Origin of the sequence: Candidatus Lernaella stagnicola, assembly GCA_030765525.1 — a bacterium.
Lineage (GTDB): Bacteria > Lernaellota > Lernaellaia > Lernaellales > Lernaellaceae > Lernaella > Lernaella stagnicola.
The window spans coordinates 32,334-51,558 of the sequence record JAVCCK010000020.1; the positions used below are offsets into that span (position 1 = coordinate 32,334).

General features: G+C 63.0%; 18 protein-coding genes. All 18 read right to left on the reverse strand.

Annotation, left to right across the window (positions count from 1 at the left end):
• Positions 1–36: 36 nt before the first annotated feature.
• From P9L99_08890 to P9L99_08975, 18 genes are read right to left on the reverse strand one after another with little or no spacing between them, the layout of a single operon-like run.
• Positions 37–1,341: a cation:proton antiporter gene (locus P9L99_08890; protein ID MDP8223462.1), complete on the reverse strand. Its 1,305-nt coding sequence runs from the start codon at positions 1,339–1,341 to the stop codon at positions 37–39.
• Positions 1,338–2,558: a cation:proton antiporter gene (locus tag P9L99_08895; protein ID MDP8223463.1), complete on the reverse strand. Its 1,221-nt coding sequence runs from the start codon at positions 2,556–2,558 to the stop codon at positions 1,338–1,340. The genes P9L99_08890 and P9L99_08895 overlap by 4 nt, the downstream gene beginning before the upstream one ends.
• A 30-nt stretch (positions 2,559–2,588) precedes the next feature.
• Entirely contained in the window at positions 2,589–2,915 is a 327-nt protein-coding gene (locus tag P9L99_08900; protein ID MDP8223464.1) for a hypothetical protein, read from the reverse strand.
• Positions 2,916–2,931: 16 nt separating this feature from the next.
• Positions 2,932–3,405 carry a PTS sugar transporter subunit IIA gene (locus tag P9L99_08905; protein MDP8223465.1) on the reverse strand — a complete coding sequence of 158 codons (474 nt, stop codon included), beginning with the start codon at positions 3,403–3,405 and terminating at the stop codon, positions 2,932–2,934.
• Between the two features lie 58 nt (positions 3,406–3,463).
• Positions 3,464–4,579, reverse strand: a complete 1,116-nt coding sequence (locus P9L99_08910) for a DegT/DnrJ/EryC1/StrS family aminotransferase (GenBank protein ID MDP8223466.1) — start codon at positions 4,577–4,579, stop codon at positions 3,464–3,466.
• Between the two features lie 2 nt (positions 4,580–4,581).
• A complete protein-coding gene (locus P9L99_08915; GenBank protein MDP8223467.1) occupies positions 4,582–5,319 on the reverse strand; it encodes a class I SAM-dependent methyltransferase in 738 nt (245 codons plus the stop codon).
• Positions 5,316–6,353: a GNAT family N-acetyltransferase gene (locus P9L99_08920; protein MDP8223468.1), complete on the reverse strand. Its 1,038-nt coding sequence runs from the start codon at positions 6,351–6,353 to the stop codon at positions 5,316–5,318. Before P9L99_08920 ends, P9L99_08915 begins: the two co-directional genes overlap by 4 nt.
• Entirely contained in the window at positions 6,340–8,190 is a 1,851-nt protein-coding gene (locus tag P9L99_08925) for a sugar transferase (protein MDP8223469.1), read from the reverse strand. The genes P9L99_08920 and P9L99_08925 overlap by 14 nt, the downstream gene beginning before the upstream one ends.
• On the reverse strand, positions 8,190–9,230 hold the full coding sequence (locus tag P9L99_08930; protein ID MDP8223470.1) for a glycosyltransferase family 9 protein: 1,041 nt from the start codon (positions 9,228–9,230) through the stop codon (positions 8,190–8,192). Before P9L99_08930 ends, P9L99_08925 begins: the two co-directional genes overlap by 1 nt.
• On the reverse strand, positions 9,223–10,365 hold the full coding sequence (locus P9L99_08935; GenBank protein MDP8223471.1) for a glycosyltransferase family 1 protein: 1,143 nt from the start codon (positions 10,363–10,365) through the stop codon (positions 9,223–9,225). Before P9L99_08935 ends, P9L99_08930 begins: the two co-directional genes overlap by 8 nt.
• Complete coding sequence (locus P9L99_08940) at positions 10,349–11,437, reverse strand: glycosyltransferase family 9 protein (GenBank protein ID MDP8223472.1); 1,089 nt, start codon at positions 11,435–11,437, stop codon at positions 10,349–10,351. The genes P9L99_08935 and P9L99_08940 overlap by 17 nt, the downstream gene beginning before the upstream one ends.
• Positions 11,434–13,026 (reverse strand): O-antigen ligase family protein, encoded by a 1,593-nt coding sequence (locus tag P9L99_08945; protein ID MDP8223473.1) that lies wholly within the window; start codon positions 13,024–13,026, stop codon positions 11,434–11,436. Before P9L99_08945 ends, P9L99_08940 begins: the two co-directional genes overlap by 4 nt.
• Positions 12,935–14,044, reverse strand: a complete 1,110-nt coding sequence (locus P9L99_08950; protein MDP8223474.1) for a glycosyltransferase — start codon at positions 14,042–14,044, stop codon at positions 12,935–12,937. The genes P9L99_08945 and P9L99_08950 overlap by 92 nt, the downstream gene beginning before the upstream one ends.
• Complete coding sequence (locus P9L99_08955) at positions 14,044–15,255, reverse strand: glycosyltransferase family 4 protein (GenBank protein MDP8223475.1); 1,212 nt, start codon at positions 15,253–15,255, stop codon at positions 14,044–14,046. The genes P9L99_08950 and P9L99_08955 overlap by 1 nt, the downstream gene beginning before the upstream one ends.
• A complete protein-coding gene (locus P9L99_08960) occupies positions 15,252–16,286 on the reverse strand; it encodes a radical SAM protein (protein ID MDP8223476.1) in 1,035 nt (344 codons plus the stop codon). The genes P9L99_08955 and P9L99_08960 overlap by 4 nt, the downstream gene beginning before the upstream one ends.
• The gene (locus tag P9L99_08965) at positions 16,283–16,867 is read right to left on the reverse strand and encodes a methyltransferase domain-containing protein (protein ID MDP8223477.1); all 585 of its coding nucleotides are present in this window, start codon (positions 16,865–16,867) and stop codon (positions 16,283–16,285) included. The genes P9L99_08960 and P9L99_08965 overlap by 4 nt, the downstream gene beginning before the upstream one ends.
• Complete coding sequence (locus P9L99_08970; GenBank protein ID MDP8223478.1) at positions 16,864–18,309, reverse strand: oligosaccharide flippase family protein; 1,446 nt, start codon at positions 18,307–18,309, stop codon at positions 16,864–16,866. The genes P9L99_08965 and P9L99_08970 overlap by 4 nt, the downstream gene beginning before the upstream one ends.
• A complete protein-coding gene (locus P9L99_08975; GenBank protein ID MDP8223479.1) occupies positions 18,306–19,196 on the reverse strand; it encodes a glycosyltransferase in 891 nt (296 codons plus the stop codon). The genes P9L99_08970 and P9L99_08975 overlap by 4 nt, the downstream gene beginning before the upstream one ends.
• Positions 19,197–19,225: the final 29 nt, after the last annotated feature.

The window sequence follows — 19,225 nt, forward strand, 5'->3', positions numbered from 1 at the left end:
TGTCCGGGCGAGGCAAAAGGGTGAATTGCGAAAGATTTATGCCTTGGCTTCGCCGCCGCGATACAGCGCGAAGCGCAGCATGATCGGGCCGATAAGCTGATTGATCGCGATCACGGCGATGATCAGAGTACGCAAATCGGTGCCGATATCCGGCACAACCCGGCCGATGATCGTGGCCAGGCCGAGCGTGATTCCCGCTTGGCCGATGAATCCCATCCACGTCAATCGTCGATCTTGGACGCTGCCGCCGACCAAGCGAACGCCGAAGTACGTGCCCAGGTAGGTAAACAGCAGGCGCGCGGCGATCAACAGCAAGGCGATCTGCCACATGTCCCGCAGCAAGTCGATGTTGATCTTGGCGCCCGCCAGCGTGAAGAACACGATATATACCGGCAGGCTGTAGCGTTCGATTGCTTCGATCATCTGCTCGCCGTGGTCCGTGAAATTCTCGATGTAAAAACCCGCCGACACGCAAATCAGAATGCCCGAGAGTTGCGTCTGCGCGCCCAGCTTCATCGATAGGAACGACAGCGCCAGGATTAAACTGGGCAACTCGCGCCCGATGTAACGGATGTAGAACCCGATCGCCACACCCAGCAGCAAGCCGATCACCAGCGAGCCGAATATCTCCCAGACAACGTGCAGCAGCACGGCGAAATCGAGGGCCGACTGCGGGTGCAGCAACTTGCGCGCCGCCACCAGCCCCATCGAAAACACGATTAACGTGACCACGTCTTTGAGTACCGTCACACCCATCATCGTGGTCGTCATCGGGCCCTTGGCCCCCACCTCGGTGATGACCGCAATCGTGGTCGAAGGGGATGTCGCAGTGGAACAAATCGCCAGCATCAGCGCCGCCGCCAGCACCAAGCCGGCGGGCTGGCCCGCGGTGAAAGGCAGGTACGGCGCCATCACCCACAAGACGGCGATAGTGCCCAAGAGCACAATGCCGGTTTGCAGGCCGGTGATGGCGCCGATCATCCGAAATCGCGTCCGCAGTTCGCGCAGCCGCAATTCGCCGCCCGCCGTCAACGCGATGAGCCCGAGAGCCAGGTCGTCCACCAAGCCGAGTTGGTCGAGCACTTCAGGAGTGAACACGGTCAGGTCGCCGTGCAGGCGGCCCAGCACGTGGGGACCCAGCACCAGCCCGGCGAGTAAGTACCCGGTGATCATCGGCATGCGGGCGCGGCGAATCATCCGCCCGGCGATGAACGAGGAAAGCAACACGAAACCCAACACGAGGATGGCGCGGTCGCCGTATAGGTGCGGGAACAGCGCCTCCATGAGGTTTAGGAAGAACGTGAAGACAACGAGCACGGCCAGGACGAGCACGTATCTCATCTCCGCCCCCCGGGAGTCTTCGGCGGGCCGAAGGGGATGAACGCCAGACCGGGACCGATCAATTCGTTGATCAACACGCCGACAATCAGCACCGTCATCACCGTCGGGGAAATCGGCGCTTCATACGTCCAGGCGTAGTTGAGGGCCATGGCGATGGCTAGGCCGCCTTGACCGAGCATCGCCAACCCGCCGAAGCGCTGCCGCGGTTGCTGCACGCCGATGAGCGACGCGCCCACGATTCCGCCCAGCACCTTACCGGCGGCCCGCACGCCCAGGTAGAGCAGGGTCAAGGCCAGCAGGTGTTCGGCCGCGGGTGCCCAGTGGCAGCCGACCAGGACCAGGAACAAGACGTAGATCGTCTTTTCGGAACTCGCCAGCAATTCGAACACGGTTTCTTTGCGCCCGGTCGTGTTGGCCAACGTGACGCCCGCCACCGCTCCGACGAAAATCGGCGACAAGTGAATGAACGCCGCTGCGCCGGCGCCAAAAGCGATCAGACCCATGACGACCACCAATTGGACTTGGGTATCTGTGGCCATAATGGTCAACGATTTCATCATCAGCCCGAGGACGACGCCGATCAAAATCGAAAGCAGAATCCAGGCGGGACCCGAAAAAACGCCCGCCGCAGAGATCAGGTCGCCCGGCAGCAACGCGAACATCACGCCGAAGAGGATCAGCCCCGGCAAGTCGTCCAACGCGGCCGAAACGCGGATCGCTTGCGCGATGTCCCCCCGGAACCAGGGGCGCCCGTTGAGCGCGAAAACGCTGGCTGGAGCGGTACCCGCGGCGCAGGCGGCCAACGTAAGCAAAGCCGCCCATTTTTGGGCTTCGCTCCCTTCGCAGGTAGGGCACCAGCGTGAGAAAAACAGCCACGAGGCCACCAGGACCATGACGAGTGTCAGCAGCGATTCGCTCAGCGTTGCTGCCCACATGCGGGCGGTCAAGCGGCGCAGGCGTTTCCACTCGAGGTGCACGCCGAATAGGAAACCGATCCAGCCGAGACAGAAAAAGACGATCGGCCCGGTTTGCTCCAGGATGCGGTCGTTGATCATGCCCACGCCCGCCGGTCCCAGGGCGACGCCGAGCATCAAGAATACGAGGCCGGAATCAAACAGGCGGCGCACCACCGGCGGCACGCGCCAACGAGACTGCATGGCGCGCGACCCGGCCAGGGCGATCAATCCAATCAGCAGTAGAGACAGCAGCAGACGCAATCAAGGCTCCGGGTTTCGCGCGCTGTTTTATCAGGAACGCCGCGGCGGCGCAAAAAAGTGCGTGACCGGGAGAATGAACATGACGCCCCGGGGTGTTTCGGGTTCCTCGAACATGACCTCTTTGACCAACTCGACCGCTTCGTCGAGCATCGCATCGTCCACGACGGTGAAAATCGTGCTGTTGAATGAGCCCGCGCCGCCCCACAAGTTGCGAAAACCGGCGAAAATCGGCATTTGCTCCGAGACGATTTTCCCCATGCCTTGGCTTTCGATCACCGTGGCGGTCGTAATGCCCACTTCCATGAACGCGGCCAGTACGTCATGGACCATTTGTTGGTCGTTGACGACCAAAATCATGCAGTGGCGGCAGGCTTCAGTGATGACGTTTCTCCACGTCCTGCAGCGCCGCGAGCACTTCGTCTGGCTCGTGGGCGTGCCGCAATTGATTGTCGAACTGTTCGTCTTTCAGCATCCGAGCGATGCGACTCAGAATCTGAATATGCTGCGCCGGCACCCGTTTGGGACCGAGCAGCACGAAAATAAGGTCCACTCGGTCGCCGTCGGGAGCGCAAAAATCAATTGGCTGCTGCGTGCGGCACACGACCACCATCGGTGTCTTTAGCTTGTCGAAATACGCATGCGGAATCGCCGCGCCGTGGCCGACAGCCGTGCTGCAGAGCTTTTCCCGCTCGGTCAATCGCGTGAGGAGTTCGGATTGGTCGTCTCGGTCGACAATACCCGCCTCGACCAAGCACCCCGTAATCCTCTCCAACACGCCGACCTGCGTCTGCGCCTCCACGTCCAGAAAAATGCCGTTTTTCAGTACCAGTTGCGATAGCCGAATCATCCTCATCCCCTCTTATCCGCGTAGAATAAGCGCGGAATTCCCGACACGCAATGCGGGGTCACGCGTCGCGCAGCACGCGGCGCAAACGGGCGCAGACTTGTTCCGTTTCGTCGCGGCTCATGTGCGAATACAACGGCAGCGCCAAAGCGTCGGATGCCGCACGCTCGGTAACCGGCAACGGCGGCTCCGGCGGTGGGAAGTCGCGGTAGGACCCCTGCCGGTGCAGGGCGGGATAGAAATAGCGCTTGGTTTGCACCTGAGCCGCGGCCATCCCGCGCCACACATCATCGCGGTCATAGCGGTCGGGATCGAGAAATACGACGAAGTAATTGTGACTGGAGCGCCGCCCCTCCGGAATCGTCTGAAAATGCATACCGGGGATGCCCGCCAGGAGCTCGCGATAATGCGCCACGATGGCTTCGCGCGCCGCGATCAGCTCCTCGACCCGCCGCAAGTTGGACAAGCCCACGATGCTGTGGAATTCACTCAGCCGGGCCGACAAACCAAAGCTTTCCACGTCGGTGCCATCGGAGCTTTTTCCGTAATCGCGCATATTGCGAAGCTGTACGGCCAGTTCGTCATCGTTGGTCGTGACCAAGCCGCCCTCGACGGCCGTGACAACCTTCGTGGGCGAGAACGAAAAAATCTCCGCCGCGCAAAGGCCGCCGCCGATACGGTCGTTGTACTTGGCGCCGATGGCCTGCGCGCTGTCGCAGAGCAGAACGATGCCGGCTTCCTCGGCCACTTTGTTTAGCGCGTCCATGTCAGGATAGAGACCAAACGCATTGGCGGTCATAATCGCGCTGGTCGCGGGGGTGATGCGTTGCGCGACGTCTTCCGGATCCATCGTGTACGTGCCGGGTTCAATGTCGGCGAACACGGGCCGCAAGCCGTTCCAGACCACCGAGTGTCCCGTGCTGGCCCAGGTGAAACTCGGAATGATGATTTCGCCGGTCAACTCCAGCGCGCGAATCGCCAGCATGAGACCGCTGGTGCAACTGCTGACGGCGATGGCGTGGCGCACGTTCATCTGTTGCGCGGCGGCGTCTTCAAAGGCCTTGGTGTGCGGCCCCAGGGTCAGCCGGCCGCTTTCCCACACGGCGGCGAATAGGGGTTCGATTTCCCGCCAATCGGCGAGCGTCGGCTTGACCAAATCGATATTCTTGTCGGTCACGATTAACCCTTTCGAATTGCGTAGAAGGTTTCGCCGCTCGTGGAACGGTCGGTTGGGTCGCGCTCCTCTTCCCAACGCCTCAGGATTTTTTCGACCTGCCAATCGGCTGCTGCGGCGTCGAGTCGGAATTCATCGGCGTGGTACCAATGGAAAACGGGGCGCGGTTTCATCAAGCGCGCGCTTTCGCCGACGTGGCGCACGAAGGCGTCATTCTCCTCCAGTTCATGCGGATTGTAAAAACGCCGCACGAAGTTCGCCACGAGGAAATACGCGCCGTACATCGGGCTGCGTTCGATCGCATTGGTGGAAACAATGGCCACGCCGGGTTTCATGACGCGGCCGATTTCCCGCAGTACCTGCCGGCGCCTAGCTTGCGGTCGCACGTGCCCGAGCAGTTGACCGACCATGATGACGTGATCGAATTGCTCGTCGGCAAACGGCAGGCTGTCGGCGTTTGCTTGACGTACATCGATCGTGAGGCCCCGCTCTTTTGCCGCAGCGGTGCAGGCCTCGACGAAGGCGGGCGTGTAGTCGACGGCGGTAACCTGGAAGCCCCGTTCGGCCAGCGCCAATGCTTCGCGCCCGCCGCCGCAGCCGACATCCAACACACTCGCGCCGGGTTGGAAATACGTGTCGACCATCCCCGCCTCACAGGAAAACAAGCCGGCGCCGACCAGATCCCGACCCCACTTTTGGCGTTGTGCTTCGTCATCGTAAAACTGGCGCATGTCGTCGCTCATCGCCCGCTCCGGTACGGTGGGAAGAAACTCGAGTCGTTCATTACCACGCCGGCGGCTTTCGCTTTGCCGGTCAGCGCGGATACGGCCGTCTCGTCATGCACCACGCGGCCGACGAAAAACGGTGACCGCTGCGGCGAAAAGTGAGATTTGAAATCGAACAGCGAGTCTTCGCCCCGATAACCGCCGCCGAGATGAAACTGCGTGAGACCGGCATCGCGGGCCATCACTGCGGTTTCGATCAGCAACAGATTCACCGCGCGCGTGTGACTCATCGCTTCTGCCGTACAACTCAGGTGATAGTGGAGCCGCTCGCCGTGTCGCAGGCAAAGTGCGTACGCGCAATCCGTTCCGTCCAGATGCGCCCGCACGAGCCGGAAGTCGTCACCAAGTCCGTCGGCCAGCGCCGCGAAATAGGCCTCGTCGAAAAAGTAGTAACCCGTTGCGTCCACGCGGGTCATGGTTTCCTGATACAAGCGCACAAACGATGACAAATGTTCCAATCCCACTGATTCCACTTTCACGCCTTGCCGTTGGGCGTAGCCCGCATCCCGGCGACGCGACTTGCTTACCGTCTGCCACGGATCGTCGGCCAGGTCCATCCAGATCGTCCGCCCGGCCTGCGTGATGTCGAAAAGGCCCGCGCAAGCGGCGTGATTGGCCAGCAGCGGGTGAAAGCGCACGAACTCGGAGACGATCCCCAGTTGCTGTGCCGCGTCCGACCAGCGATCCCAAAACACTTCGGCGATTGCCGGCGATTCCAACACGGGCCCGGCGTAGCCGTAGGGTGACACGGCGTCGAAACCGTCGCGAAACGCGTGGGGGAAGGGCAGGTCGGCCAACGGGCGCTTGAGCACGGCGTGCAAGCCACGTCCCTGCTCACTTTCGAAAACGAAAAGCAGCGGCTCGCCCTCACCGCGCGCGGCTAACGTCGCCAGGTAGCCGGGGTGATGATATACGTCACCCAAATGCGTGTCGGCCAGCAGCGCGCGCCACGCTTCGTGATCCTCTGTGGTGAGTAGCCTAGTGATCGCCATCGTCGAACTCGTTGAATTTGTCGTTCTTGCCGGCGTCGGATTCGTACAGCCCCTCGCGCCGAAAGACGACCGGGATCGTCTTTACGATTATCACTAAATCGCGCCACCACGACCAGGTGCGGGCGTATTGCACGTCAAAGGCTAGTTTTTGCGGCCACGTCAGGGCGTTGCGGCCGCTGATCTGCGCCAAGCCGGTCAGGCCGGGGCGAACGCGCAGTCGCTCGCGTTGCGTCTGATCGTATTGCTCGACGTGTTCCTCCAACACCGGACGTGGACCGACCAGCGACATGTCGCCAAGCAGGACATTGATGATTTGCGGCAATTCGTCCAGCGACCATTCGCGCAGCCAACGGCCCAAGCGGGTGATGCGCGGGTCGCGCTCACCGACATTGAGGCCATTGCCCAGGTCCGCCGCGCCCGTCACCATCGTGCGGAATTTCCACATTTGGAAGGCGCGCCCGTCGCGACCGGTCCGCCGCTGTCGGAAGAATACCGACCCGCGCGAATCGACTTTGATCGCCAGCGCCGTGACCAGCAAAAATGGAGACAGCAATACGAGCGTCAGCGCCGCGCCCAGCATGTCGATCAATCTCTTCAACGCCGGTTCGAGCCCGCAGGTTTTCTCCAACTGGGACGTTTCCAACGTGTTCAAGACCTCGGTGGCCAGCTTGCCGCGTTCGAAACGTTCGCTGAGACGGCGGGCGTTGCGTCCGAGCGCGGCGCGACGTTTTGGGTCCGCCGCGAGTTCGGCTACTTGGCGCGCGGCGTTTTCAGGATGTCGCGGCAGCAGCAGGCCGGCTTCGTTCTCGGCGAGCAGTTGCGCGGTCCAGCCGTTGGTATTGACCAGCACCGGCAGCCCGGCGGCCAGGTAGTCGAAAAACTTGTTGGGGCTGTTGGTCTTGAGCACCGGCACGTCGGCAAACGAGACGATGCCGAAATCCGCCGCCCGCACGTAAGCCGCCGTCGCCGCGCGCGTCACCGGCCCGGCGAACACGACGTTGGTCAGTCCTTCGCGCTCGCAGCGACGCTCCAAATGGGAACGCCGGCTACCTTCGCCCAGCAGTAACAATCGCAGACGGTGCTCGTCCGCTTCCAGCCAGCCCCGCGCTAGATTGAGCAGCCAATCTCCGTCGTTGGAGGGGCCCAGGTTGCCTGCGTGAATCACCACGACATCCTCGTCGGCCAACCCGAGTTCCTCGCGCACTTGGCCCGCGTCGGCGTCGGCGAACAAATCCAGGTCGCAGCAATTGGGCACCAATACGATGTCGTCCTCGGGCTTCCCAGCGTCGAGGACCCCCTCGACCATGCCGGGACTCAGGGCGACGACTTTCACCGCCGTTCGGTAAAACAGCTTTTCCGCCGCGCGGGCAAGGGCAATGGCCATTGGATTTTTAATGGCACCCATTTCCATCGGGGCGCGCGGCCACAAATCGCGTACCTCGAATACGAAGGGCGTGCCGCGCAAGCGACTGATCAAAACCGCGGGCACGCCGACGGTCAAAGGTGTGGAGGAGGCAAACACCACGTCGTGACGGGCCGTGAATAGGCCGACCAACGCCGCCCAAAACATAAAGGCGAGAAACGCGCGCAGGCGACCGGCCACGCCCATCTGCTGAGCATACGGAACCCGCACGACGAGCACGTCGATGCCGTCCACGTTCGTGCGGCGCAGCAAGCGCCGTTGCGGCTCCATATCCAGATGGCTGTAGCGACTCGTGCCGCACAGCATCGTGACTTCGTGCCCGGCTGCAACCCAACGCCGGGCGAATTCGTAGCCGCGCGTGCCGCTGATGCCCTGGCGCGTGGAAAAATACTGGTCGATGTACAAAATCCGCATCAGTTCAGCAACTCCTCGACGGCGGCCAACACGCTCTCGGGCGTGACGGCGTTCAGACAATGACTGTGCGGGTAGGGACAACCGGAGTAATCGCCCAGGTCGAAGCATGGCGCGCAAGGACGTTGGGCGACCACGATCCGGCCGCGAGGTCCGAACGGCCGAGTGCGATGGGCCTCACTGGGCCCGAACACGGCCACGGTCGGTACACCCGAAGCTGCCGCCAGGTTCATCAGGCCGGAATCGTTACTGACGACAATTTTGCAGCAGGCGATCAGCGCCCAGGCGTCGGTGAGGTCGCCCCAGCCGTCCAGGGCGTGCACGGGAGTGCGGGCCAGTTGCGCCACTCGGCGGCCGCTACCCGGTTCGCCGGGGCCGTCCAGGACAACCGCGCTTAGGCCGTGCTTCTCGTAAACGAGTTCCGCGAGACGGGCGAAATGATGCTCCGGCCAACGCTTCTCGACCCAGCGGCCATCACAACCCGTGTGCAAACCCAAATGCAATTGCAACGGATCAACACCGTGTTCGGCTAGATAATTGCGGGCCTTGTCCTGCAGTCGAGCCGACGGAAAAAACACCGGCCACAACGCGGCGGGGTCATGCGGCAAGCCCAGGTGCTCCGCGAGTTGCAGGTTGTGTTCCAGGTCGTGGGCGCGGCGCATCGTCGGCAATGCCGCGGTGAGATTGCCCGCGGCGCGTCCCACTTCCGCATAGCGATGGCCGATGCGTGCCGGGATGCCCGCGGCGCGGATGAGGCGGTAGGCGTTGGCCCCCGAGGGAAAGGAAAACACCGCCGTGTCGTAATGCCGGCGGCGCAATTCGGCCAAGAGTCGCAGGCGGCCGCGCCACCCGGTATACGAGGCGTCGTCGGCGGCGATCACGTCGCGCACGAAGGGAGCGTGGGCCAACACCGGTACAGCCCGGGGTGAGAGGGTCAGTAGGTCGACGTCATGGCCGCCTTGGCGCAGTGCATTGGCCAGCGGCAACGCGAGCAGGGCGTTGCCGATTCCTTGCAGGCTTACGACTAGGGCGGCGTTAGCCATGAGCCAGTTCCTCGTACAAACTCAACAATCCGCGCGCATAACCGGCGAAGGTGAAATGCTGCGCCCGCACCGTGGCCCGCCGCCGCAGGGCGTCGCGCAGTTCGGTGTCGCGCACCAAGCGGTCGATGGCGGTCGCCAGATCGTCGCTATGATCCACCGGCACGACCAAGCCCGCGTCGCCGACGACTTCGGGCAGGCTGCCCGCGTTGCTGACAATCGCGGTCGACCCGCAGGCCATAGCCTCGACCACCGGCAGGCCGAAACCCTCGTGAAAACTCGGAAGAATCAGCGCCACGCAGCCGCGATAGAGGCTTAATAGCTGCTCATCGGTGGCTTTCGGCAGCAAAATGGCGCGATCCGGAAGCTTGTCGCGCAGCATTTGACGGGTTGTGTCGCGCATAGCGGAGTCGTCGCCTACCAACACGAGGCGAGCGTTGCCGGCGGCGTTTTCATGCACGGCGGCGGCGAAGGCGCGAAGCAGGCCCTCTTCGTTTTTCTGCCTTCCGAACTGACCGACGAAGAGGAAGAAGGGCTCCTTTTCCAGACCGATCTCGGCAAGCCAATCGTGGTCCGGCTCACCCGGAGTAAAACGCGGGTCGACACCCGGATACACCACCCGCACGCGCCGTTGCGGGATCTGAAGTTGACTGGCGATTTGCTCGGCGCTGAACTCGCTGATCGTGTGAATCATGTCGGCCTTGCGCGCCAGGCGATAACGCAGCCACGTGCGTCCCCACGAACGCGCCGACCGCCCGGAGGAACGTACGAACGACGTCGTGCGCCGCGCCAGGTCATACAAACTGAACAAGGTGCGCGCATGTTCGTCGTACACCGGCGTCATTTCCAGCGTGCAATGCAGAACATCGATGTTGTACTTGGTCAGGCATGAGCCGATGTGATGCCGGCGCGCCGTCTCCATGGCCAACGGACCCAGCCAAGGCCACGGCGAAATGCGTTCGTAGCGAAAGTTCTCCGGCATGGAATCCGGCGGCCAAACTTCGGGAGCGAAACCGAAAATGCGGTAGAGGTTCTCACGGTCCAATTCGAACTGTTGCGCCATCCCCAATTGCACGAGTCGCCCGGCGCCGGTCGGACGGGCGGCTACGAAGGGTGTGGCGTCAAAGAGTATCTGCATGGCGAACCAAAACCTCTTCCAACGCGGCCAGTACTTTGGCCGGAGCGATTTCCCGCATGCAAGGATGACCGACAACCGGGCATCGTTCGCAAGCGCACGGCGCACAATCCACCGCGTGCGACAGAGCCGTCGACGTGGCGGGCGCCCATCGCGCCGCGCGGTTGGTGCCGCTCATAAGCGAAATCACCGGCGTGCCGACGGCGGCCGCTAGGTGGCCGGGGCCTGAGTCGATGCCCACCAGCGCATCGGCCGCGGCAATCAACTCCGCCGTTTCACGCAGCGAAAAGCGTCCTGCCCAGTCGGCAACGGGAAGGCCGGCGGCGATCGCGGCGTTCGGTTCCCGGTCGCTTGCGGATCCGATGAGCGCCAGGCGCGTGGGGCGTTTGTCGCCGAGCATGGTAATCAACTCGCGCCACGAGGCAACCGGCCACATTTTGGCTGCCGTGCGCGCGACGGCATGCAGCACGATACGTGGGCCGTCGCCCGGTAGCTCGTCCCAAGCCGGCGGCGAGGCGGCGGCAAACACCGGCGGCGGCGGGTCGGCGGCGTCGATGTGCAGGGTCTCGCGCAGCAACGTGACGTGGTTTTCCGCTTCGGACCGATTTTCGAGCGGCGGCGACCCGGGATGGCTGGCGAAACGCGCCGCGTCGCGATGGTCGTAGGATACCAGCCAACGCGCCCCCAACCACCCGCACAGCAGTATGTCGCGCACGTCGTGGCGCAGGTTGACTACCAGGTCCGGACCGAAGGCCCGCACTTGCCGCCGATACGCCCGCAAACGGCCTTGCCCTCCGAGAAAAGGGCTGTCGAAACCGTACGTAGCGATATCGAGGGGATCTCCTTCGAACAGCGCCGCCGCTTCGGGATGGCAACCGATGGTGAGCGCGGCGTTTGGAAAGGCGGCGCGTAGGGCCGCCAGGGCCGGGCGGGCCAGGATGGCGTCGCCGAGGTGGTCGGGTTTGTGGACCCAGATTTTGTGCACTCGTTCCGGGCTGTAATCGGCGCGGCGATGCCTGCGCGTGGCGATCCACGGCGCGGTTGCCAGGCGAATCAAGGCGTACGCGGCGTTCATGATGGGGCCTCGTCGCCCGGTGGTGCGGTCGGTGCGGCGTCGGTGAGTTCGACGTCGGGGTCAACGATAACCCCGGTGCGAATCCGGAAGATCGCGGTACTCATAGCCCATAGCGTAACGATCAAGTACGAACTGTGGTGCGGTTTGAACAGAAAGGAGTCGAACAAGCCGCTGCCGAGGAAGAAAAGGAAACCGATGAACACGCCGCGCGAAAGCAGATGCATATCGCGGGGTAGATTCGCCCGGAGGTTGGTTTGCATTTGCCGCCACAAACGAATGATCATCGTCGCGTAAACCGAAAATCCGAGGATACCCGTTCCGGTGATGACATCCACGTACATATTGTGTGGACTGCCGTACATGCGCGTGATGCCTTCGACGATCGAGTACCGTCCGTACACGAAAGCGTAATTGTTGTAGCCCACGCCCAGCAAAGGATGGTCGATAATCACGTTGATGGCGCTGATCCATCGCACGATACGCGATTGCGCGCTGCTTCGCGAGTAATAGAAGAAATCGACCACCTGCTGTTCGACGTCGATTTCGCCGAATAACGATGTGGTCATCAGGGCGACGATGCCGCCGATCAGCAAGGCGCCGACCAAAACCCGCCGGCGTTCGATTTCGCCGAGAATCACCATCACCGTCAGGCCCAGTAAAATGCCGACCCAGGTGCCGCGATTGAAGGTAAACACAATGCACGTCATCACGGCGACCATGAATGCGATACCGCCCATCCGCCGCAGCTTCGTATTGTAAAAAGGCACGAAGTGCGCGCCCAGCGCGGCGATCACCGCGTAGTAAATGCCGGTGTAGCTCGTGGAGCCGGCGATACTGGCCATGCGCAGAACCTTCGTGCGCATGAAGATGTAAGCCGGCTGCATCGTGAGGATGTAGTACCAGAAGGGTGACAGCGTCAGATAAATGTAGGCGCTGACGGCCATCATCCATACAGCCCAGATCAGCAGCCAGAAAGTAAGACGCAACAGTTGCTTCTTGCTGTCGAGTACGTCGGTCATGACGACGTAAAACAGCAGCAGCAGCCACAACCGCATCAACTCCTTAATGTTAAACAGCAAATTACCCGGACTGATCCACGCGACTTTCGTCAAACACAGTACGGCAATGCCTGCGAAAATTAGAAACGGTATCAGGATGTTGTCGTTGCGCGGAATGATGTACTTGCGTTGAATGATTCGGCGCGTGAGGTAGCCCGCAAAAATCAACAACACGAACGCGTCTTGAATCGTCACGGCCCAGGGGCCGGGGATATCCAAACCAATATTCGGTACAGAAATCACGACAGGAAACAGGAAGACGATCGAATGCCGCCGGAAAAAGGAGACCAGAAACACGATCAAGCCGCCGACCATGATCAAGAAACCAAACTTGCCGCCGGCGATGCCCTTGCCGACGATCCACGCCATGGCAATGCCGATCATCACGCCGATCACTTCCCGTGCGTTGCGGTGAGTGACGATGCGCTGAATGAATTGCTCAGTCGAGGACATCGCCATCGTCTCGCTCCAACGCCATGACCAGCGCCTTCTCCAGCCGACGCGCCACGGCGTCGTCCGTATATTTTTCATGCGCGCGCTCACGACCGGCGTCGCGTAGGCGCTGCGCCAAGTGGTCATCGCTGAGTTGCGCAAGCGTAGCGGCAATGGCCCGCGGGTCGTTTTCCGGAACCAACAGCCCGGCCTCGCCGACGACTTCGGGGATCGCTCCGCAGCGCGCGGCGACGACCGGCACCCCGGCCGACATCGCCCATGCCAGCACGTGGCCGAACTGCTCAACCCACCCCGGAACCGACCGGCTCGGCAACACCAGAGCGTCGGCTTGCGCCAACCACGAAGGCACGTCTCGATGCGGCACCGCGCCGACAAACCTAACACGTTCGGCCAAACCCAACGATTCGACCTGCCGCTGCAGATTATCGCGCTCGTCGCCGTCGCCGACAATCACCGCGCGCCAGCCCGCGACATGGGGCAGGGCGTCCAGCAGCAGGTCGGCCCCTTTTTTACGATCGAGCCGCGCCAGGAACAGAGCCGTTTTTGTGCCGCCCTTTTCGGCTGCCGGGCGGGAGGCGCTCGGGACAGGCACGCCCACTTGCGGCACCACGGTGACCGGCCCGCCGTAACCGGCCCGCCAGGCGGTTTGCGCCGCACCTTGTGAACCGACGAGCAAGCGGCGGGTCGCCGTATACACCGGCCGGGCCGCCCATGCGGAGCGCCCGGTAAGCGGTAGGTTCTCCCACGCGAAAGGCAGCAGCGACAGCCCGAGACTCACCGCCAGAAGCGCCGCCTGCCATGAGGCGACACCACCCGGTTCGGTTTCGGCCACGAGCACGTCGACCCGTCGGCCTCGCACCGCGGCAAGCAGCGAGCGAAAAGGGTACCCGTACCGTCGAACGTGGCCGTGACCCGGGCAGGCGAAGGTGTGGGCTTCGATGTCCGTCGCCACCTCGAAGGTGCGCAGGCCGAAATCGGTTTCCCGCCATTGGTGCGGCGAAAACAAAATCACTTCGTGACCTCGCGCCGCCAGCCGTCGCCATTTGCCGCGATTGGCGTCCACGACGTAGGTATGGCCGAGCACCGCCACGCGCATCACGACACCCCCGCATCGCGGTACAGCGCGTCGAACTTGTCGGCGACGGTTTCCCACACGTACTCACGCCGGACGTGCGGGGCGACCTCTTCCCGAATGTGGCGACGCACGTGTTCGCCATCGGACATCGCGCGAGTGATGACTTCGCTCAGAGCAGCGGCCGTCACGTCGCCGGCCAGGTATCGGTCGTCAGCCACCGCCAGCACTTCAGGCAGTGATCCTGCCGGGGTGGCGGCGACCGGCGTGCCGCAGGCGGCGGCTTCCAGCACGATCAGGCCGAAGTTCTCCTCCGCCCGCGTGGGTACGACGAACAAGTCGGCGGCGCGGTACAAGCGCGGCAGGTCCTCGTCGGGCACAAAACCGAGAAAGCGGACGCGGTCGGCGATACCGCGCTGCCGGGCCTGCTCTTCCAGGGCGTCGCGCAGGGGGCCTTTGCCGCCGACAAGCAGCCACACGGGCCGCTCGGTTTTCAGGTCGGCCACGGCGTCAATAAGCAGGTCGATACCCATGCGTCGCACGAGCCGCCGCAGCGTGAAAACAACGAAAGCATCGGCGGGCAGGTCGAGCCGGCGGCGCATTTCCTCGTCGCGGGGGCCCGGCGTGAAGCGCTCGGTATCGATCCCGCCCGGAATTTTCTCGACGCCGTATGTGCGATGCGGCGCGAGCCGGGCGATCCACTCGCGACTGAAATCGGAGAGAACGGCGATCCGCCGCACCCCATTGAGCAGCCGGGTTTGCATCCGCCGTTGCATCGCCATTTGGGCCCGCAAGTACGCGCCGTAAAGGAAACCCGACCGCGCGGGCATTTCCTCGACTTCGACGGAAAATTCGGCGTGCCACGGCCCGTAGAATGAGTACACCGAAGGCAGCTCGCGTGGCAGCGCCGAAAGCGGGCCCTGCGACGCCAACGTCAGATGATAGTGCACGAGATCCGGCTTTTCGTGGCGCAACAACTCCGCGGCTTGTCGCTTGCCGTGCCGGTAACTGGTCAAATACACCCACGGCGCGAATCGCGTCGCGTGGCGATAGCGCACGACCCGAATGCCGTCGGCGCGGTCTTGGGTGAGGGGGGCGTCGGCGACGGCCTTGGTGAGTACGATCACTCGGTAGCCGCGACGGACCTGGGCGGCGGCGAGACATTCAACGACGCGCTCAACTCCCCCGGCTTCCGGTGCGAAAGCGTCGGTAACGTGCAGGATCGTGCCGTTCAAATCCACCACTCCCTACAAACATTACACGGGTCGAGCCAGTCCCATTTGCCTTCCGTGTGCAGGCGGCGGATACCCTCCCAGCGTTTGCCGTGCCATAGGTCGATCAGCCGCTGATCGCCCGCGTTGCCGACCGCCAGTTTGTACAACACGTCTTTGCAGCAAACCGTCACCAGACCATCCCAGCCGATGGACATGTCTTTCCACAATTGCCGGCATGCGTAGCGATCGGCCGGTTCCCGCCGCTTCTGGCCGGTCAGCCGGCGGTCGGATACCTGCCCGCCGAAGGTGTCGACTTCCTTGATCAGGATACGGTCGCTTAGGCCGAGTTCCGGCACCCATCGTTCGCAGAACGCCTCGAGTTCGGAGGCGGTTTCGTCCATGTAGAGAATTTGCAGTTCGATTTCCGGTCGCCGCAAACCGCGCTTGCGTTTGGCGCGCAACAGCCGTTGGACGCCGCTTTCGACGGTTTCATAGGGTTCGCCGGGTCGCACTTTTTCGTAGGTTTCCTTGCCGCCGTCGATCGAGAGGATGAGCTGGTCGAACACCGCCGCATCCAACACTTCGTCCACTAGGTCTTCGGTGAACTGGGTCGAATTCGTGCTCGTGTAAATCCGCCCGAGACCGGCGGCTTTCGCGTGGCGGGCGAAGTCGATCAACTCCTTGTGCAAGAAAGGCTCCCCGAGCCCCATCAGCGCCACCGATTCGATGTAGTGCCGGTATGGCCGAAGTTCGGCGACGATTTTTTCAAACAGCTTGCGATCCATGAAGCCGACGTGGCGATCCATACCGGTTCGCGGGCACATTACGCATTGCAGGTTGCAGGCGTTGGTCACTTCGATGTGGATCGCCTGGGCGAAAGGCATCGTTTCGTGCGGGTGTAGGCGGCGGTGCAGCTTACGGCGCAGATCGTTACGGACGCCTGCGGGGCCTTTGTCGAGGGCGTTACGCACGCGGCGCAGCCCGCCGCGCCAGCCGCCGCCGCTGGTGTCAGAGAAAAACACGACCTTGTCGCCGAAACGCGCCAGATTCATGGCGCGTCCTTCTCGACCTGCAGCACGACGGTGATGTCCCGCGCCGGCAGAATCCATGCCCAGTGGAACTCGTAGAAATCAAGAAGGCGGTTGGCCAGCCAGGCAAAACCACACCAGCGCCAGATGCGCGGAAACGAAAGAGACACCGAGCGCCGCGTAAACGAAGGAACTCCGGCCAGCGGTTCGTAGGCAAAGCGATGCTCGAACAGATAGTGTGCGGCGATCTGCGCCGTGTTAGGCCGCCACGGCGGCGTCCCGGTGATCAGGTCGAAGGCGCGCACGGAGAGAGCGCGGCGATGGGTCGGATCGGCATAGGCGCAGCGATTCGAAAAATGCGGTGTGACGATTTCCACCTGCGCACCCGGCGCGGCCACGCGGTGGATCTCCTTCATGAAGGCGACCGGATCGGCCACATGCTCGATAATGTGATGCGCCACGATGCGCTCGTAGGCGCCGTCGGCCAAGGGCCAGGGCAGGGAGTCGAGGTCGTGAGTCAAATCCACGCCTGTGAAATCGTACCGGTCGACCCCGAACGCTCCCGGCGTTTTATTCGCTCCGCAACCCAAATCGAGAATCGTCACGAGGGACTCGCCCCTTTCAAACGCTCGCGTAAACGACGGTAATCATCGCGCAAGGCGCGGCCCTGTGCGAGTAATAACAACGCGGCTGCCGCGCCTGTGAACAATGCCGCCTTGGCCAGTAACCGCCACACTACGTCGTCCACGGGCCACACGTACAACACTCCCCATGCCACGCCGCCGGCAGCCAGGCAACAAACAATCGGCACGACAATCAGCCGCGCCGCGTCAATGTTAACATGCGGGCGAAGCGACCGATAGGCCAACACGACGCCCAGCAGCATGACGAGCCCGACCGCGATCGCCGCGCCGACGGCTTCTAAGCCCCACACCAGCGGCGGTGTGATGACGATCACGGCGGCGGCCTGGGCGATTTGAATGCGGCTGATTTTGCGCGGGTGGCCGATGGCGGTAAACAACTCACCCACGTCGTCGAAAATCGGCCGCAGCAGCTCGTAGAGCATCAACCAACGTACCAGGGGAACCATCGGCAGCCATTTGGCGCCGAAGACGACCAACACGAATTCCGGCGCGACGTACGCCAGCCCCACTGCCGCCGGGGCCGAAAGCAGCACGATCATCCGCAACACCGTGCCGAACGCCTCGGTGAGCTTTTCCCCGTCGTGCTGCACGTTGGCGTAGATCGGAAAAGCGACGCGCGCCACGATGTGGGTGATCATTGTGGTGGGCAGCACGGCCAGGGCGTAGGCGCGGGCGTAAAAGCCCAGCGTTTCTTTGTCGATGAGCGTGCCGACCAGAAAGTCGTCGAATTGCAGTACGGCGAATGTCGCCAGCCCGGCCACCCAGAGCGGCGCGCCGAAGCTCAAGTACCAGCGCGCCAAGCGCAGGCTCGGACGCGCCAACTTCATACCCCGGTTGAGCCGCCAATAGCCGATGGCGCCCGTCAGTTGCGCCGCCACCAGGCGAAGCGCCAACACCCACACGTTGGGCCACAACAGCGCCGCGAGCACCGCCGCCGCATTGACGCCCACCGTCACGCCGAGGTTGAGCAGTTGCAGGTTGCGGAACTCGACGCGCTTTTCGAGCATGATGCGCGGCGTGTACCCGGCACTCTCGAAAGCGGCCCCCACGGCCACGATCACCAACACCAGAGCCGTGATGCCGTCGTAATGCACCGCCACCAGCGGATAGCAGATCGCGGCGAGCGCAATCACCAGTGCGGCGCTGGTCAGGTGCAGAAGTAGATGGGTACCGGCGGCGGCGGGCAGTTCCTCCTGCCGGTGCACCAGGGCGTGATTGAAACCGAAACCGACCAGCTTGCGGCCCAGCGTGGCGAAAAATACCGCCAGCGCCAGCACGCCGAAGGCTTCCGGGGCGATTAGCCTCATCAGCGCGACGTTGGCAAAGAAAGCGACGAACTGGCTGGCGTAGGTCGTCACCGCGACCCAGAAAGTCGCCCCCACGGCTTTGCGCGCCAGGCTCATGGCAGCTCCTTACGGAACCTGCGGAAGAAATGAATGCGACCGAGCCCCGTGGCGATGCCGCCGAACAAATTGACAAACGGCGTCAGCCAAATGTGCGGCCCGCGGCCGACCCCGCCCAGCGCGCGCAAACGCGGTACCCGAAAAAGATCGATAAAAAGCCACTTTACCGGCGATAGCGCAAGTGCGCGAGCCAGGGTCAGGACGTTCTCGTCTCCCTTTTTCATGCCGAAGCGAACGGTGCTGCCGCGCCGCCACATGGTTTGCAGGAAAGAGCGTAGGTCGTCGACCTTCAAATGGGTCACGTGGGTCGCGGTCGTGCGGCGCAGGCGGAATCCTTGGGCGAGTAGGCGGCGCGTCAGGTCGGCGTCGGCTCCGTGCACGAAGCCCTCATCGAAGCCGCCCACGGCATCGAGCGCGCTCCGGCGCAACGCCATGTTGTTGCCGTTGAGGCAGATGCCCCGGTAGTCGCCGACGAGATCCGCGGGGCGCTCGAATTCTTCGATGTACCGAAGCACTTTTGCCAGTTCCACCACCGTGCCGCGTGAGGGGATCAGGTTGCCGCCGACACCGTCGCACGAGCCCAGTTCCGCCATGGTGTTTTCGATCCAGGTGGGAGGCACGACACAGTCGGCGTCGGTAAACAGCACGACTTCGCCGGTGGCCAGCGACAGCCCTTCGTTGAGCGCGGCGCTCCTACCGCGGTGGGAGATGCGATGTACGCGCACGCCCGCTCGCTGGGCGGCGGCAGCGGTGGTGTCGTCGGAGCCGTCGTCCACCACGATGATTTCGGCGGCGTCGGCACCCCGGCAGGCCAGCAACGAATCGACCGTACGGCCGATCGTGCTCGCGGCTTGATATGCCGCCACCACGATGGAAACCTTCGTCATCACTTCGTTTTTTCCGTTGGCCTGCGGGT

Excerpts from the sequence above, each read along its gene's own strand:
- P9L99_08890 (MDP8223462.1), bottom strand. The coding sequence starts at position 1,341 with ATGAGATACGTGCTCGTCCTGGCCGTGCTCGTTGTCTTCACGTTCTTC.
- P9L99_08900 (MDP8223464.1), bottom strand. The coding sequence starts at position 2,915 with ATGATTTTGGTCGTCAACGACCAACAAATGGTCCATGACGTACTGGCC.
- P9L99_08905 (MDP8223465.1), bottom strand. The coding sequence starts at position 3,405 with ATGATTCGGCTATCGCAACTGGTACTGAAAAACGGCATTTTTCTGGAC.
- P9L99_08915 (MDP8223467.1), bottom strand. The coding sequence starts at position 5,319 with ATGAGCGACGACATGCGCCAGTTTTACGATGACGAAGCACAACGCCAA.
- P9L99_08920 (MDP8223468.1), bottom strand. The coding sequence starts at position 6,353 with ATGGCGATCACTAGGCTACTCACCACAGAGGATCACGAAGCGTGGCGC.
- P9L99_08925 (MDP8223469.1), bottom strand. The coding sequence starts at position 8,190 with ATGCGGATTTTGTACATCGACCAGTATTTTTCCACGCGCCAGGGCATC.
- P9L99_08930 (MDP8223470.1), bottom strand. The coding sequence starts at position 9,230 with ATGGCTAACGCCGCCCTAGTCGTAAGCCTGCAAGGAATCGGCAACGCC.
- P9L99_08935 (MDP8223471.1), bottom strand. The coding sequence starts at position 10,365 with ATGCAGATACTCTTTGACGCCACACCCTTCGTAGCCGCCCGTCCGACC.
- P9L99_08940 (MDP8223472.1), bottom strand. The coding sequence starts at position 11,437 with ATGAACGCCGCGTACGCCTTGATTCGCCTGGCAACCGCGCCGTGGATC.
- P9L99_08945 (MDP8223473.1), bottom strand. The coding sequence starts at position 13,026 with ATGAAAAATATACGGACGACGCCGTGGCGCGTCGGCTGGAGAAGGCGC.
- P9L99_08950 (MDP8223474.1), bottom strand. The coding sequence starts at position 14,044 with ATGCGCGTGGCGGTGCTCGGCCATACCTACGTCGTGGACGCCAATCGC.
- P9L99_08960 (MDP8223476.1), bottom strand. The coding sequence starts at position 16,286 with ATGAATCTGGCGCGTTTCGGCGACAAGGTCGTGTTTTTCTCTGACACC.
- P9L99_08970 (MDP8223478.1), bottom strand. The coding sequence starts at position 18,309 with ATGAGCCTGGCGCGCAAAGCCGTGGGGGCGACTTTCTGGGTCGCGGTG.
- P9L99_08975 (MDP8223479.1), bottom strand. The coding sequence starts at position 19,196 with ATGACGAAGGTTTCCATCGTGGTGGCGGCATATCAAGCCGCGAGCACG.